Source organism: Vibrio genomosp. F6, assembly GCF_005146325.1.
GTDB classification, from domain to species: domain Bacteria; phylum Pseudomonadota; class Gammaproteobacteria; order Enterobacterales; family Vibrionaceae; genus Vibrio; species Vibrio cortegadensis.
Genome location: NZ_SYUT01000019.1, coordinates 101,053 through 116,399, shown reverse-complemented (window position 1 = coordinate 116,399; position 15,347 = coordinate 101,053). Strand labels below are relative to the sequence as shown.

The window sequence follows — 15,347 nt, the reverse complement described above, 5'->3', positions numbered from 1 at the left end:
CCAGAGCCAGAGCCAGAGCCAGAAAATGAAACTGGAATATCATCGGATGACGATCATCAGAGTGAAGTTTCTCGTTTCGAAGATATTGCAGCGCAAAATATTGATGATATTTTCACGTCAGAGAGCAGCGATACTGAAGAAGATTGGTTATCTGCTGCTATTGATGATGTCGAATCGACTCAAGATGAGACAGAATCAGACTTTGATTTTGCACCTACCATTGAAGGTGTTTCAGACAGTATCGAGGCGGAAGATGAAGGTGTTGAGAGTGAATCATCCATTGATTTAGAAGATGACCAACTGTCTGTTCCCCCTTCAACAACTGATGAAAGCTTGGCTGATAAACCGGAAGAAGTGAAACAGCCGAACATGCCAGAGTCGATTCCAAATGAGTTTGGAATGCCTCAAGATGATGATTGGCTCACTGATGACGACGAACTTGTTACCGAAGCTGAGCCGGAAAGTGCACCTGTTGTTTCAGGGCCAGAAATTGTAGCCTCTGAACCAGAAGCTCCAGCACCAGAAGCACCCGTACAACCATCAGTACAAGAGTTCGATGAACTAGAACTTCCTGAATACGGCGAAGAAGATGCCCTTGCGGATGCATTTTCAGAACCAAATTCAGATGCGGATATCGCTCAAGAGCCGCTTCTAGACGAACAGCTTGTCGATGAGCCAATAAGCAATGAATCTGTTGCTGAAGATTCTGAACCAGAAGCACCCGTACAACCATCAGTGCAAGAGTTCGATGAGCTAGAGCTTCCTGAATACGGTGAAGAAGATGCCCTTGCGGATGCATTTGCAGAGCCAAGTTCAGACGCGGATATCGCTCAAGAGCCGCTTCTAGATGAGCCGCTTGGAGACGAACAGCTTGTCGACGAGGCAACGAGCAATGAACCTGTTACTGAAGGTTTTGAGCCAGAAGTACCAGCACAACCATCAGTACAAGAGTTCGATGAACTAGAACTTCCTGAATACGGCGAAGAAGATGCCCTTGCGGATGCATTTGCAGAGCCAAGTTCAGACGCGGATATCGCTCAAGAGCCGCTTCTAGATGAGTCGCTTCTAGATGAGTCGCTTATAGACGAACAGCTTGTCGATGAGCCAATAAGCAATGAATCTGTTGCTGAAGATTCTGAACCAGAAGCACCAGCACAACCCTCAATGCAAGAGTTCGATGAGCTAGAGCTTCCTGAATACGGCGAAGAAGATGCCCTTGCGGATGCATTTGCAGAACCAAGTTCAGACGCGGATATCGCTCAAGAACCTGAACCTGCGACTTTAGCGCAAGAGTTTGATGAGTTAGACCTTCCTGAATATAGCGAACAAGATGCTCTTGCGGATGCATTCTCTAGTGTGGGAGCTGATACTGGCTTCGACCTAGACTCAGATTCAGATCTAGATCTAGGTAGTGAGGAGGGCGAGGTAGAAGCGGTTCAAAATACGGCCCCTTTCGAAGACAATTCCGATAAAGATGCTCTACAAGATCTGTTTTCAGCAAGTGCCGATGAAATCTTAGAAGAAGATATTGTTGGGGACTTTGATGAGTCAGCACTAGCGGAATTGCTATCAGAAGATGTCCAGCACTCTGTGGACGATATGTTCCGTCAGCCGATGGATAGCCGTGCTTCAGATAGTGCCGGGTTAGATATTGAAGCGATGCTTGATGTTGGCGGAGAAGATTGGGATGGATTCAATTTATCTCCAGATCAGAACGCAAGTAACTTAACCGGAGTTCCAGAAGATCAGCGTGAGGTTTGGCAAGATGATGCGCAATTAGAGCAGCCAAAAATCCAAGCTGAGGATTGGGGCAATCAAAATGAATTTTCTGATTTTGATGCAAAAAAATCGGAGTTCATGACCATTGACCAATTAATGGCTGAAGTCGATCAGAATGAGCCACAACCGAATCCAGATGAAGAAGAGTTAAAGCTTGATGTAGGCTTAAATGAATTCCCGGATGTGATCGGCGACAATGGTGATGTGGATGTCGACAGCCATGGTGAAGCGGCCGGCAAGCTAGATTTGGCTAAAATTTATATTGAGATGAATGATAGCAACGGTGCGATTAAGTTATTGGAAGAGGCGATTGTTTACGGTGATGATACGATTCGCCGAGAAGCAAAAAATTTAATCGATACCTTAAATCGTCAATAACGGGTTAATCGTCCGCAATAAGTAAATTCAAAGAGCAGCAATTTTGTTGCTCTTTTTCTTTTTTAACGATAGAAGAAATCACCAACGAGATTAGAAATCTCAATGGATTGATATTATACTCTTCGCCCCATTTTCAAAGAGAGCACAACATGAAAATTGCTTTAGGTATTGAGTATGACGGTACTCACTACTATGGTTGGCAACGCCAGAAAGATGTAATAGGTGTCCAAGAGAAATTAGAGAAGGCACTGGCTATTGTCGCTAACCATCCTGTTGAAGTGTTTTGTGCAGGTCGTACTGATGCTGGTGTACATGGTACTGGGCAGGTTGTTCATTTTGAAACGACCTCCACACGCAAAATGGTGGCATGGACAATGGGCGTAAATGCAAACATGCCTAAAGATATCGCGGTACGATGGGCTAAAGAAGTCCCTGATGAATTCCATGCTCGCTTTACTGCCACAGCAAGGCGTTATCGCTATATTATCTATAACAGCCCGTATCGTCCGGGAATCATGTCTTCAGGTGTTAGCCATTACCATGGTGAGCTTGATGAGGCGAAAATGCAGGAAGCGGGGCAGTATCTATTAGGCGAGAATGATTTTACTTCATTTCGCGCTTTGCATTGCCAATCAAGAAGTCCATGCCGAAATATGATGCATTTAAATGTCACACGACATGGTAAATACGTCATTATTGATATCAAAGCAAACGCCTTTGTTCACCACATGGTGCGCAATATTACGGGCAGTTTGATTGCAGTCGGGCGTGGAGAGAAAGATCCGGAATGGATCAAATGGCTATTAGAAGCAAAAGAGCGAAAGCTGGCAGGAGCGACCGCAAAAGCAGCAGGTTTATATCTGGTTGATGTGGACTATCCGGCTGAATATGAGCTGCCAAGAGAGCCGATCGGACCGTTGTTTCTCGCGGATAATTTGAACTAATTGTGAGACTTAGGTTCAAAAACTAATATTAATGGGCAGGTAAGATAGAATTTGAAAATAGGTACAACCAGTTTTTTATCTACACTTGCCATTTATTGTGGTTTAATCCTCACGCATATATTCCAAATTTACATCTTTCGCAATCAAGTGAAAGAGCTGACAGAAAAGGTCTTCCATGAGTTGGCTTGAAAAAATTTTAGAAAAAAGCAACATCGTTACTTCACGTAAAGCGTCTATCCCTGAAGGGGTTTGGACTAAATGTACTTCATGTGAACAGGTTCTTTATCATGCAGAACTAGAACGTAACTTAGAAGTTTGTCCTAAATGTGATCATCACATGCGCATGAAGGCTCGTCGTCGCTTAGAAACGTTTTTAGATGAGAATAATCGTGTTGAGCTCGCGACGGAGTTCGAACCACAAGATAAACTGAAATTTAAAGACTCTAAGCGTTACAAAGAGCGAATCTCAATTGCACAGAAGAATAGCGGTGAAAAAGACGCGCTTGTTGTTATGCAAGGTGAGTTGCTAGGCATGCCATTGGTAGCTTGTGCTTTTGAATTCTCATTCATGGGCGGTTCAATGGGCTCTGTAGTCGGTGCTCGTTTTGTCGCGGCTGTTGATGCGGCTATCGCAAGTAATTGTGGTCTCGTTTGTTTCTCTGCAAGTGGCGGTGCTCGTATGCAAGAAGCACTGATGTCATTAATGCAAATGGCAAAAACCAGCGCGGCTCTTGAGCGATTGTCTTCAAAAGGATTACCGTTTGTATCTGTGATGACAGACCCAACAATGGGTGGTGTTTCAGCGAGTTTAGCTATGCTAGGCGACATCAATATCGGTGAGCCTAAAGCGTTAATTGGTTTTGCTGGTCGTCGTGTTATTGAACAAACCGTACGCGAAGACTTACCTGAAGGTTTCCAGCGTAGTGAGTTTTTGCTTGATCATGGTGCTATCGATATGATCGTTGACCGCCGTGAAATGCGTCAGCGTGTCGGCAGTTTAGTTGCGAAAATGACGAATCATAGCTCTCCATTAGTAGTTTCTGTGAACGATTCACCAAATGAAACGACTTATGAAGTACCAGAAGCTTCTGAAAAAGGGTAAAGTAGTCGCTAACAAACCAATATTAATTGATGGTTATTAGTTAGATGAGTCAAAACCCAACCCCACAAGCCACATCACCTCTATCGATGTGGCTTGATTATTTATCAAACATCCACACGAGTGCTATCGACTTAGGCTTAGATCGCGTACAAGCCGTTGCTGCTCAAACCAAGCTTACTAAACCCGCACCTAAAATCATCACCGTTGCTGGAACAAATGGCAAGGGCTCTACCTGTGCCTTAATGGAAGCCATCTTGCTTGATGCAGGCTATTCTGTTGGCGTTTATAGCTCTCCCCATCTGATCCGTTATAACGAACGCGTACGTGTTAATGGTCAAGATCTACCTGATGAAAAACATGCACAGGCTTTTTCTTATATTGAGCAACAGCGTGGTGAAATCAGTTTAAGCTTTTTCGAATATGGCACCTTGGCAGCTCTGAGACTGTTTCAAACGGAACAGGTCGATATTGTGTTGCTGGAAGTTGGTTTAGGTGGTCGTTTAGACGCGACAAACGTTGTTGACCATGATGTTTCTGTTATTACCAGTTTAGCGGTTGATCATGTTGACTGGCTTGGTGATGACATTAACGTGATAGGTTTTGAAAAAGCGGGAATTTTCCGTTCTAACAAACCTGCTATTTGTGGGCAACCTAAGCCTCCTGCAACTGTTGCCGCTCATGCCGATGATATTAATGCAGAGTTTCATCAAGTCGGTATTCAATTTGATTACTCGCTGACAGGTGATACTTGGGTATGGAAAAGTGGGTCGTTTACATTAGAGGCTTTACCTATTCCTCAGTTGCCTTTACCTAACGCCGCCACAGCGATAATGGCATTGGGTTGCGCTGAACTTGATGTTAGCGACGTGAATATTGTTAATGGGCTTAAAGCTGCATCACTGCCTGGTCGAATGCAGACGCTTTCCGAGGCTCCGAAGATCATTCTTGATGTCGCTCATAACCCCCATTCTGCTGAATATTTAGTTAAGCAGATGCAGGCGCACTATTCAGAACATTCGATCCATGTTGTCGTTGCGATGCTGCATGATAAAGATGTCGCGGCGACACTTGAGGCACTAAAACCTATAGCCAACTATTGGTATCCTGCGTCTCTTTCTGGGCCTAGAGCGGCTCTGGCCTCGGAATTGTGTCAGTCCCTTGAAAGTGATGTAGAGCAGTACCTTACGCCTGTTGATGCTTTTAACGCTGCGTTGGCTACCGCGAAAGATAAAGAACTTATCCTTGTAGTCGGTTCATTTCATACCGTAGGTGAAGTACTCGATTACTGGCAAAAAAAAGGAATCTAGATGGCAAGTAAATTTCAAAGCCGCTTAGTTGGAACGATCATACTGGTTGCGATGGGTGTGATTGTTTTACCCGATGTTTTAGATGGTCAAAAACTGCATTACAAAGAAGAATTTGCCAGCATCCCAATTAAACCAGAGCTTGATAGTGACGTAGAAACTTTCGAGTTGCTGGATCCCATTGAAGATGAATCGGTTCTGCCAGATTCACCTGTAGAAGTTGTGCTTGATTCGAATGTGGATCGCTCGGATGTAAATAGCTCGAAGCCTTCGACGACATCTGCATCTAAGGATCAGGTAAAAACGGTTGCGAAAGTCGTACCTGAAAAGAACGATTATCAAGACAGTGCGTGGATCATTCAACTGATGGCATTAAAGAGTGCAGATAATGCTAAAAACTTAGTGAAGGATCTAAAGAAACGAGGTTACCAAGCTCATACGAAGAAAGAAAATTCATTTACTCGTATTATTATTGGCCCTGATGTATCAAAAACGAAACTTGAGCGACAAGTTAAAGAATTGGAAAAAATAACTGGTTCTAAAGGTCAATTGCTCAAATTTAAACCACTAAACCCATAAGAAAACGTTTGCGTCGCGTTTTTTTCTGTTAAAATGCGCGCCAACTGAGATGTAGAATTCATGAATTGGTTAGATTTTGTCATTTTAGGTGTGGTCGGATTTTCAGCTCTGATCAGTTTAGTTCGCGGCTTTGCAAAGGAAGCATTGTCATTGGTGATTTGGTGTGGTGCATTTTTTATTGCCAGCCAATACTACGCAAAACTTGCGGTGTATTTTACCAATATTGCAGATGATATGTTCCGCAACGGAGCCGCAATCGCAGCACTATTTGTTGCAACGCTCGTAGTTGGGGCTCTAGTTAACTATGTTATCGGTCAGCTAGTGCAAAAAACAGGGTTATCGGGTACAGATAGAGTTCTTGGTGTCGTTTTCGGCGGCTTACGTGGAATTCTAATTGTGTCAGCACTGCTGTTTTTTATGGATACATTCACCGCCTTCCCAAGTTCTGAGTGGTGGAAGAACTCGCAATTGGTTCCTGAATTTAGTCGAATCATTGCACCGTTCTTCGAACATTTACAAGCAACATCAAGTTTCTTATCTGGCGCAGTTTAGCGCCAGTAACTGTCGCCAAATTGAGGATTAGGACATGTGTGGGATTGTTGGAATCGTGGGTACATCACCTGTAAACCAGTCTATCTATGACGCGCTAACGGTTTTACAGCACCGTGGCCAAGATGCCGCTGGTATTGTTACCATAGAAAGCAATCGTTTCCGTCTGCGTAAAGCAAATGGTTTAGTGAAAGATGTCTTTGAAGCAAAACACATGCAACGTCTACAGGGCAACGTTGGTATCGGCCATGTTCGTTACCCAACAGCAGGTAGTTCAAGTGCTTCTGAAGCGCAGCCATTTTATGTTAACTCCCCATTTGGTATCACCTTAGCTCATAACGGTAATTTGACTAACGTGAATGACGTGCGTGAAAAACTCTTTGAAAAAGACCGCCGCCACGTTAACACCACTTCAGACTCAGAAGTGTTACTCAACGTTCTTGCTCATGAGATTGATACTGTTAAAGGGAACGTGACGTCTGAAGATGTATTTCGGGCTGTCGCGAATGTCCATCGAACCATTCGTGGCGCTTACGCGGTTACAGCAATGATCATCGGACACGGCATGGTGGCGTTTCGTGACCCTCATGGTATCCGTCCTTTGTGTTTAGGCAAGCGCGAAGTGAATGGGCAATTTGAATACATGGTGGCTTCAGAGTCAGTTGCGCTGGATGCGGTTGGTTTTGATTTTGTCCGTGATGTTGCGCCGGGCGAAGCGATTTACGTTGCGTTTGATGGTCAACTCTTTACTAAGCAATGTGCCGACAACCCTCAGTTGAATCCTTGCATTTTTGAATTCGTTTACTTCGCACGCCCAGATTCGTTTATTGATAAAATATCAGTATATAGCGCACGCGTAGAGATGGGAAAAAAGCTAGGTGAGCGCATTAAAGATGAATTTTCACATCTAGACATTGATGTTGTTATCCCAATTCCAGAAACATCATGCGATATCGCTTTGCAAATAGCTCAAGCGATTGATACACCATATCGCCAGGGGTTTGTTAAAAACCGCTATGTTGGGCGTACTTTTATCATGCCGGGGCAGCAGCAACGTAAGAACTCCGTTCGCCGTAAACTGAATGCGATTCGCTCTGAATTTAAAGACAAAAATGTGCTTCTAGTCGATGACTCGATTGTTCGTGGAACAACATCTGAGCAAATTATTGAGATGGCTCGAGACTCAGGGGCGAAGAAAGTCTTCATGGTGTCGGCTGCGCCAGAAGTTCGATTCCCGAATGTATATGGTATTGATATGCCAAGTGCAAGTGAGTTAATTGCTCATGGTCGTGATAACCAAACTATTTGCAACCATATTGGTGCAGATGCGTTAATCTATCAAAAACTTGAAGACTTAGTGGATGCCGTCGGTCTTAGTAATCAAGATATTGCGCGTTTTGATGCGTCGGTATTTAATGGTGAATACGTGACGGGTGATATCGATCAAAACTACCTAGATTTTCTAGAATCGCTGCGCAATGATGACTCGAAAACTGCACGAGAAATGCAGCAAGATTTAGCCAATTTAGAACTGCATAATGAAGGAGCCTAAACTCTTGATGTTTAACATTCGTTCTTCAAGAATTTCAGTTATCTAGTTGAAAAAGAAAACCCAGAGTCAACAGGCTCTGGGTTTTTTATTGTCGCGGAAACCAACGTTTAATGAAGGCTGTAGGCAATCATAAAGTCGATAAACAGACGCACTTTTTCTGGTAGGTGATCTTTGTGATTGTAAAGCATGTAGATATCACGCGAGTTTGCACTCCACTCCTCAAGGATCTGAACAAGGCTGCCGTCTTCAATGTACTCTCTGATCATGACATCTGGCATCAGCGTAATCCCAAGCCCATCAGAACAAGCATGACGAATCACATTCAGTGCATTGGCTTGGAATCGACCTTTCTCACAGTTAACAATGGTTTCACCGTTCGAGTTTGTCAGTTGCCATTTGATTAATGGGCGACCTTTCAACAATGAATGTTGTGTTAGCTCTTCAGCATGCGTAGGAGCCGGGTGGGCTGCCAAATAGTCAGGACTCGCTACTAAAATATCTTTTACTTCACTCAGTTTTCTTGCGATCAGGCTCGAATCTCTTTGTGGACCGACGCGGAAAATAACATCCCACTCTGTTGGGTCGAGCTGATCGGCTTGATTGCTCATAGTGAGCTCCAGATTAATATCAGGATACTTTTTCATGAACTCACAAAACATTGGCATCATCATGCGCTTTGTTAAGTTTGATGGTGCCGATATTTTAATTTTACCAGAGGCACCACGACATTCGTCCGTTAGCTCTTCAGTGGTTGAGGCTAAACTCTGCAATAGAGGAGAGCATTCATTGAAAAAACGTTCGCCAGCCTCGGTTAATGAGAGTTTGCGAGCGTGACGATTTAAAAGCCTTAAGTTTAAAGAATCCTCTAGAGCTTGGATACGTCGGGTAATTGTTGCAACAGGAATCATGGTTTTACGCGATGTTGCAGTATAGCTTCCATTTTCGACAACGAGTCGAAATAGGTTTAAATCGTCTAATTTCATACTTTCAGACACACTTTGTTACGAATCCAGTTAATTTAAACGCAAATCCGTGATCAATGTTTGCGTCACATCAACATGTTGCGTCATTTACAATAATCCATATATATAGTATGCATCACTAATAACGAGTGGCGCATTTGTATAAATGGCATTTCGAGGCTACTTTTTATATTAGTGTGTATTTGAACAACAATAATAAAAAATACAATGATTAATTGACTAAGCATTGTGAGGCGCAAGCTTATGTATAAAACTCACAGTCGATCCATAATGACCTCGGCACAAGAAGCGATCAACCCAAAACTGATCATGTTGGTCGATGATGACCCAATCTTTCGACGTATCACAACAGCGTATTTAGAAGTTCAGGGCTACAAAATTATTGAAGCAGAGAATGGTTTAGATGGCTTACAGAAGTTAAGACATTCAGAACCTGATCTGATCCTGTGTGATCTCTCAATGCCAATATTAGATGGCATCGAATTTGTAGAAGAGGTCAGTTTAGAGTATCCATCGCTTCCATTGATTGTTGTTTCTGCAACAGAAGAGATGTCAGATGTTGCCAAAGCATTGCGTTTCGGGATTAAAGATTTTTTACCCAAACCCATCGATAACCATGAGCATCTAACCTCTGCAATTGAAAATACCTTAGAGGATACGTTTAACCACCTCGCCGATCAGCGCGATTTTGCCAGCCAATGGTTTCGCGTGGATGATGGTGGTGACATACCAGCGGATCAAGAATTGCATTGGCATTTAGAGTATTTAGAGAATAATCCATCCTCGGCTCGTAGCTTGCTTCATGCGTTGTTACCCGACAAAGATACATCTCAAGGCAGCTGGAAGTGCAGTTATCGATTATTACAGTCAATCGATAACATGCCGTTGGTTTTTGATTATGCTTGGTTGATCAACGGACAGTTTGCTTTTTATCTCGTCGATTCCTCTTCAATAGAGGAGGGTGGGGTTGCCACGACTTTACTAGTTCGTGCACTTTTTGATGATTACTTACGTAATTTGAAGTGCTTTAATGCCGATCTCAAAGATATGGCGGAAATTCTGGAGAAAGGGCTCGCTTGTTCAGAGTGTGCTGCGCCAGTTGAGGCGTTATTTGGTGTCGCTGATTTATCGCAAGGTACGTTGTCTATCTTACCTGCGGGTTTAGATGGGCAGTGGTCTAATGGATATGTAAGTCAGCACCTTCCCGCGGGAGTTCGGTTAGGGGAAAATTGCGTTAAAAATTTCATCACGATGGATTTACCGATTCAGTCTGGCTGCCAGCTCTCATTGAGTAAGTTGGGGGCAAGCAGCTTTAGTTTGGATATTCATCAAGGCTCTAGCCAATAGTCTTTCACAGCAAGATACATAAATAGCAAGATTACATAGTAATAACCTTACATAGCATCGGTTTTTCTGTTAATTGCTTTCAGGTATAGTCTGCCACCTAAAACAATTAACACTCAACCCATTAACTTTTGGTTAACGGCATTGGGTGGAAAAGTGAAACATCTACATCTGGAAGAGCTCATGGCAGACAACGAAACATTTAACGAACCGTATAATATTTTTTATTTTTTGGGGTTAGTGGCAGCATTGCTAATTCCGACACTACCTGCAACACTGACGTGGATTCGTATATTCAATGGTTACGCTGTTTTTTAAGCGATACTACGTCAATTTAAGCTCATGTTGAGCAGATAGGAGGTCATCATCAGTATTCGGCATTTAGGATTGAATGTGATTGGTGGCCTTAGTCTTCTACTGGGTATCGTGGGGATCGTGCTGCCACTCTTACCTACCACACCCTTTTTATTGCTTTCTAGTGCTTGCTTTGTCCGCAGTAGTCCTCGGTTCCATCACTGGTTGCATACTCAAAAAACGCTTGGCCCCATTCTAGAAAACTGGCAAAGAAACGGCGCTGTTACGAGCAAAGTTAAAATGCGCGGTTTGGTTCTCATTCTGTTGAGTTTCTCTTTTTCTATCTTCATTGCCCCGATTCTTTGGGTGAAATTTACCCTGATTGCTATGCTTGTGGTGCTGATCACTTGGTTTGTTCGTATCCCAGTGCACGAGCCAGTTGCTAACCGGCAAGAAAATCACTAGCATTACGTAGAAATGTGCCTGCTTTTCGAAGTGGGCGTTTGTTTTTTCAGCATTATGAATATTCAGCCTTATTGATAACTGTTGAGAACTAACCGTTCTTTACCCCTTGCGATAAAAAAATAATATTTAGGATGTAATGAGCCAATCTAAGTAAATTTATTATTATGACTACAGAAACAATTTCTCTGATCAAATCAAGCATCAAAAGCATCCAAGATTACCCAAAAGCGGGCATTTTATTCCGTGATGTAACAAGCTTGATGGAAGACCCAGCGGCATACCGCGCAACAATTCAATTGCTGGTAGAAAAATACCAAGGCATGGGCTTTACCAAAGTGGTAGGAACGGAAGCTCGTGGGTTCCTATTTGGTGCTCCTCTTGCTTTAGAATTAGGGGTTGGTTTTGTCCCAGTTCGTAAACCTGGAAAACTGCCTCGCAACACTATCGCGCAAACTTATGAGCTAGAGTATGGTGTTGATACACTAGAAATTCACACAGATGCGATTGTGGAAGGTGATAAAGTTCTTGTTGTTGATGACCTGCTGGCGACTGGTGGCACTATTGAAGCGACAACTAAGCTTATCCGCCAATTAGGTGGTGTAGTGGAGCATGCTGCTTTTGTTATCAACTTGCCAGAAATTGGTGGTGAGAAGCGCCTTCAAGGTTTAGACCTGAACGTATACAGCATTTGCGAATTTGAAGGGCATTAATCTGCCAATCGTAAGAATGAAAACGTTGTTATATACAAATTCGTTGGAAATTAGTTAATGAGTTATCTTGCCTTAGCGCGAAAATGGCGTCCAACCAAATTTAATGAAGTGGTTGGTCAAGCCCATGTTCTTACAGCATTGGAGAACGCACTTAGCCAGAATAGGTTGCACCATGCTTACCTGTTCAGTGGCACTCGAGGTGTGGGAAAAACCTCCATCGGTCGCCTCTTTGCTAAGGGGCTAAACTGTGAAACGGGAATTACTTCCGAACCTTGTGGTGAATGTTCTACATGCCGTGAAATTGATGAAGGGCGATTTGTTGATTTATTAGAGATTGATGCAGCGTCTCGTACTAAGGTTGAAGATACTCGAGAACTACTCGACAACGTTCAGTATAAACCGGCTCGTGGTCGATTTAAGGTTTACCTGATCGATGAAGTTCACATGCTCTCAAGGCACAGTTTTAACGCGCTTTTAAAGACGTTAGAAGAGCCGCCAGAATATGTGAAATTCCTTCTTGCGACCACAGATCCGCAAAAACTGCCGGTGACGATTTTATCTCGTTGTCTTCAATTCCATTTGAAGCCAATCAGCGTTGATAATATTCACCAGCAGTTAGACCGAATTTTAGAACAAGAGCAAGTCACAGCAGATGCTCGTGCTCTAGGCATGATCTCGCACGCTGCTGACGGCAGTATGCGTGATGCGTTGAGCTTGACTGATCAAGCGATTGCTTTGGGTAATGGCAGTATTATCACTGATACGGTTGCTCATATGTTAGGTACGCTTGATACCGATCAGGCGATCCGACTGTTAGAGGCGATTAGCAGCAAGCAAGCTCAAGTGGCAATGGATAGTATCCAAACGCTTGCGGAAAATGGTGTTGAGTGGGATGGCTTACTGCGCCAGTTGTCTACTCAGTTGCACCGTGTTGCTATGTACCAAGCTTTACCATCAACACTGGATCAAAGCCAACCTGATGCGGCTAAAATTGAGTTGTTGGCTAAAAGCTTAACGCCGCAAGACGTACAGCTCTATTATCAGATTGCACTTAAAGGTCGTGAAGATTTACCTCTCTCTCCAACTGAACGTGTTGGGTTAGAGATGATTGTCTTACGTATGATGGCATTTCGCCCCGCACAAAGCGTCGAAGCAAGTGCTATTACGAACAGCGATAATACCGCAGCTTCTGCACCAGTAACTGCTCCAAGTCAGCAAGAGCAACGCAGCAAACCGGAGCCTCAGCCGAGTACTTCTCAAAGAGTACCGTCTCAGCCAGTTGGTCAAGATCAGTCTGCTCCAGTTACTCCGACACCATCGAGTCCACGACAGGCTGCGCCAACGCCGCAATCGCAAGCTCAGTACAATCAAGCTTCGCAAGCCCCAGTCTCTGATCCGCATTATGATCAGATGGTTCCGCAGTATGATGATGTTCCTCCGAGCGACTACCATCATGGGAACGTACCACCAGAATATGGAAACAGTCCGTACCCTGATAGCTCGTATTCTGATGGCAAGCATGCGAATGAATCCTATGCGAACTCAGGTACAGCACAAGAGTCGCCTGTAACGAGACCGGCTGAACGACCTGTTCAAGCGCCCGCGAGCAATACGCCTGCGTCCCCTGTGAGTAGCCTTCGTCATCAGTTACGCTCTCAGCGTCGCAATCAAAGCGGCGACAAGCCAACGTCTGGTTCTCCAGTAAAAAAGGCTAAAGCGGCATCAGCAAAAACGTCAGTATTAGACCGTGTAGCGCAAAAGCACGGTAATTCTGAGTTGGTGTCGCCACTTTCTCAAACTCATGCGCCGCAAACAGATAAAAAACCAGATGATGAAGCATATCGCTGGCGTCCATCTAAACCTGTTGTGGCTGAAGAGAAAAAAGAACTTACACCGACTCAGATAAAAAATGCATTAGAGCATATTAAAACCCCAGAAATGGTGGAAAAATTACTGCAAGAATCTGTGGGGGAAGATGCTTGGTCTGCAACCATTCAAGGGTTAAATATTCCTAAATTGGTTGAGCAGCTCGCATTGAATTCGTCATTTAAGAAAACAGATTCGTCGATTGAACTTCACTTAAGGGCGACACAAGCCCACTTGAATACCGATCGTGCACAGAGTGAACTACTACAAGCACTGAACACTGCGTACGCTGAAGAGTGTCATCTAACGGTGACGATCAGTGACGAAGGTGAAACACCTTTGGAACTACGCGAAAAACTCTATCAAGCGAAGCTTCAACAAGCATTTGTCAGCTTAGAAAGTGATTCAGTCGTACAATTTATTGAAAAACGCTTTGCGGCAGAGCTTGATCGCGATAGTGTTCGACCAATTTAACGCAGAATGCGGGTTGAATAGTCGATGATTCAACCCCATCTATTTGAACATAACTCAATAAACCAGAGAGATTAACATGTTTGGTAAAGGCGGTATGGGCAACCTAATGAAGCAAGCCCAGCAAATGCAAGATCGCATGCAAAAGCTTCAAGAAGAAATTGCAAATATGGAAATAACAGGCGAGTCAGGTGCTGGTCTAGTTAAAGTTACTATCACTGGTAGCCACAGCGTTCGCCGTGTTGAAATCGACGAAAGCTTGATGGAAGACGACAAAGAGATGCTTGAAGATCTTATTGCTGCTGCATTTAACGATGCTGCTCGTCGCGTTGAAGAGACTCAAAAAGAAAAAATGGGCTCAGTAACTGGCGGTATGCAATTACCACCAGGCATGAAGATGCCATTCTAAGAGTAACGATATAAATAATGCGTACTAGCCATATGCTGGAGCATTTGATGGAGGCCTTACGCTGTCTACCTGGGGTTGGTCCCAAGTCGGCACAACGTATGGCCTTTCATTTGTTACAGCGAGACAGAAAAGGTGGTCTGCAACTCGCGGATGCACTTTCTCAAGCAATGACTGAAATAGGGCATTGCAATGAGTGTCGAACTTTTACAGAAGAAGAAACATGCCATATCTGTACGAATCCAAAGCGTCAAGAAAATGGACAGTTATGTGTGGTGGAAAGCCCTGCTGATATCGCAGCCATTGAAGCGACAGGCCAGTTCTCAGGCCGATTTTTTGTTTTAATGGGGCACCTATCTCCATTAGATGGGATTGGTCCGAGCGATATTGGTTTAGATACGCTGGATTATCGCTTACGTCGTGGAGATATCTCAGAAGTTATCTTAGCAACCAACCCAACGGTTGAAGGGGAAGCGACGGCTCACTACATTGCTGAGCTTTGCCATGCCCATGAAGTTGGCGCAAGTCGAATCGCTCACGGTGTTCCTGTCGGTGGTGAGTTAGAATTGGTGGATGGCACAACATTGTCTCATTCGCTACTGGGTCGACAACGAATCTAAA

The 15,347-nt window shown here is 43.9% G+C and carries 14 protein-coding genes and 2 pseudogenes; 15 read left to right on the top strand and 1 reads right to left on the bottom strand.

Features of this window, described 5'->3' with window-relative positions; all coding sequences use genetic code 11:
- The 8 genes and pseudogenes from FCV43_RS06220 to purF form a co-directional block, all read left to right on the top strand.
- The coding region (locus FCV43_RS06220; RefSeq protein WP_276607064.1) for a FimV/HubP family polar landmark protein at positions 1–2,157 on the top strand (2,157 nt) is incomplete at its 5' end.
- Positions 2,158–2,306: 149 nt separating this feature from the next.
- Positions 2,307–3,101 carry a tRNA pseudouridine(38-40) synthase TruA gene (gene truA, locus FCV43_RS06215; RefSeq protein ID WP_017053067.1) on the top strand — a complete coding sequence of 265 codons (795 nt, stop codon included), beginning with the start codon at positions 2,307–2,309 and terminating at the stop codon, positions 3,099–3,101.
- A 175-nt stretch (positions 3,102–3,276) separates the two neighbouring features.
- A complete protein-coding gene (accD, locus tag FCV43_RS06205; RefSeq protein WP_017053068.1) occupies positions 3,277–4,203 on the top strand; it encodes an acetyl-CoA carboxylase, carboxyltransferase subunit beta in 927 nt (308 codons plus the stop codon).
- 44 nt (positions 4,204–4,247) lie between these two features.
- Complete coding sequence (folC, locus tag FCV43_RS06200; RefSeq protein WP_136994343.1) at positions 4,248–5,510, top strand: bifunctional tetrahydrofolate synthase/dihydrofolate synthase; 1,263 nt, start codon at positions 4,248–4,250, stop codon at positions 5,508–5,510.
- Positions 5,511–5,736 (top strand): annotated as a pseudogene (locus FCV43_RS20830) (cell division protein DedD); the annotation flags it as partial.
- A 68-nt stretch (positions 5,737–5,804) separates the two neighbouring features.
- A pseudogene (locus FCV43_RS20825) lies at positions 5,805–6,086 on the top strand (SPOR domain-containing protein); the annotation flags it as partial.
- 60 nt (positions 6,087–6,146) lie between these two features.
- Positions 6,147–6,638 carry a CvpA family protein gene (locus tag FCV43_RS06190; protein WP_017053071.1) on the top strand — a complete coding sequence of 164 codons (492 nt, stop codon included), beginning with the start codon at positions 6,147–6,149 and terminating at the stop codon, positions 6,636–6,638.
- 34 nt (positions 6,639–6,672) lie between these two features.
- Complete coding sequence (purF, locus tag FCV43_RS06185) at positions 6,673–8,187, top strand: amidophosphoribosyltransferase (RefSeq protein ID WP_136994341.1); 1,515 nt, start codon at positions 6,673–6,675, stop codon at positions 8,185–8,187.
- 107 nt (positions 8,188–8,294) lie between these two features.
- Here the strand turns inward: purF and FCV43_RS06180 are convergent, their stop codons facing one another.
- The gene (locus tag FCV43_RS06180) at positions 8,295–9,170 is read right to left on the bottom strand and encodes a LysR family transcriptional regulator (RefSeq protein ID WP_017053073.1); all 876 of its coding nucleotides are present in this window, start codon (positions 9,168–9,170) and stop codon (positions 8,295–8,297) included.
- A 243-nt stretch (positions 9,171–9,413) separates the two neighbouring features.
- Between FCV43_RS06180 and FCV43_RS06175 the strand changes: the two genes are divergently transcribed.
- The 7 genes from FCV43_RS06175 to recR all read left to right on the top strand — a co-directional run bounded on the left by FCV43_RS06175 (position 9,414) and on the right by recR (position 15,346).
- Positions 9,414–10,517 (top strand): response regulator, encoded by a 1,104-nt coding sequence (locus FCV43_RS06175; RefSeq protein WP_029203424.1) that lies wholly within the window; start codon positions 9,414–9,416, stop codon positions 10,515–10,517.
- A gap of 153 nt (positions 10,518–10,670) precedes the next feature.
- Positions 10,671–10,832 carry a hypothetical protein gene (locus FCV43_RS06170; RefSeq protein ID WP_170961611.1) on the top strand — a complete coding sequence of 54 codons (162 nt, stop codon included), beginning with the start codon at positions 10,671–10,673 and terminating at the stop codon, positions 10,830–10,832.
- Positions 10,833–10,907: 75 nt separating this feature from the next.
- The gene (locus FCV43_RS06165; RefSeq protein ID WP_017053075.1) at positions 10,908–11,273 is read left to right on the top strand and encodes a YbaN family protein; all 366 of its coding nucleotides are present in this window, start codon (positions 10,908–10,910) and stop codon (positions 11,271–11,273) included.
- 164 nt (positions 11,274–11,437) lie between these two features.
- On the top strand, positions 11,438–11,983 hold the full coding sequence (gene apt, locus FCV43_RS06160) for an adenine phosphoribosyltransferase (protein WP_017053076.1): 546 nt from the start codon (positions 11,438–11,440) through the stop codon (positions 11,981–11,983).
- A gap of 57 nt (positions 11,984–12,040) precedes the next feature.
- The gene (gene dnaX, locus FCV43_RS06155; RefSeq protein WP_136994339.1) at positions 12,041–14,323 is read left to right on the top strand and encodes a DNA polymerase III subunit gamma/tau; all 2,283 of its coding nucleotides are present in this window, start codon (positions 12,041–12,043) and stop codon (positions 14,321–14,323) included.
- Positions 14,324–14,399: 76 nt separating this feature from the next.
- Complete coding sequence (locus FCV43_RS06150; protein WP_113799868.1) at positions 14,400–14,729, top strand: YbaB/EbfC family nucleoid-associated protein; 330 nt, start codon at positions 14,400–14,402, stop codon at positions 14,727–14,729.
- A 17-nt stretch (positions 14,730–14,746) separates the two neighbouring features.
- The gene (gene recR, locus FCV43_RS06145; RefSeq protein WP_029203426.1) at positions 14,747–15,346 is read left to right on the top strand and encodes a recombination mediator RecR; all 600 of its coding nucleotides are present in this window, start codon (positions 14,747–14,749) and stop codon (positions 15,344–15,346) included.
- Position 15,347 lies beyond the last annotated feature (1 nt).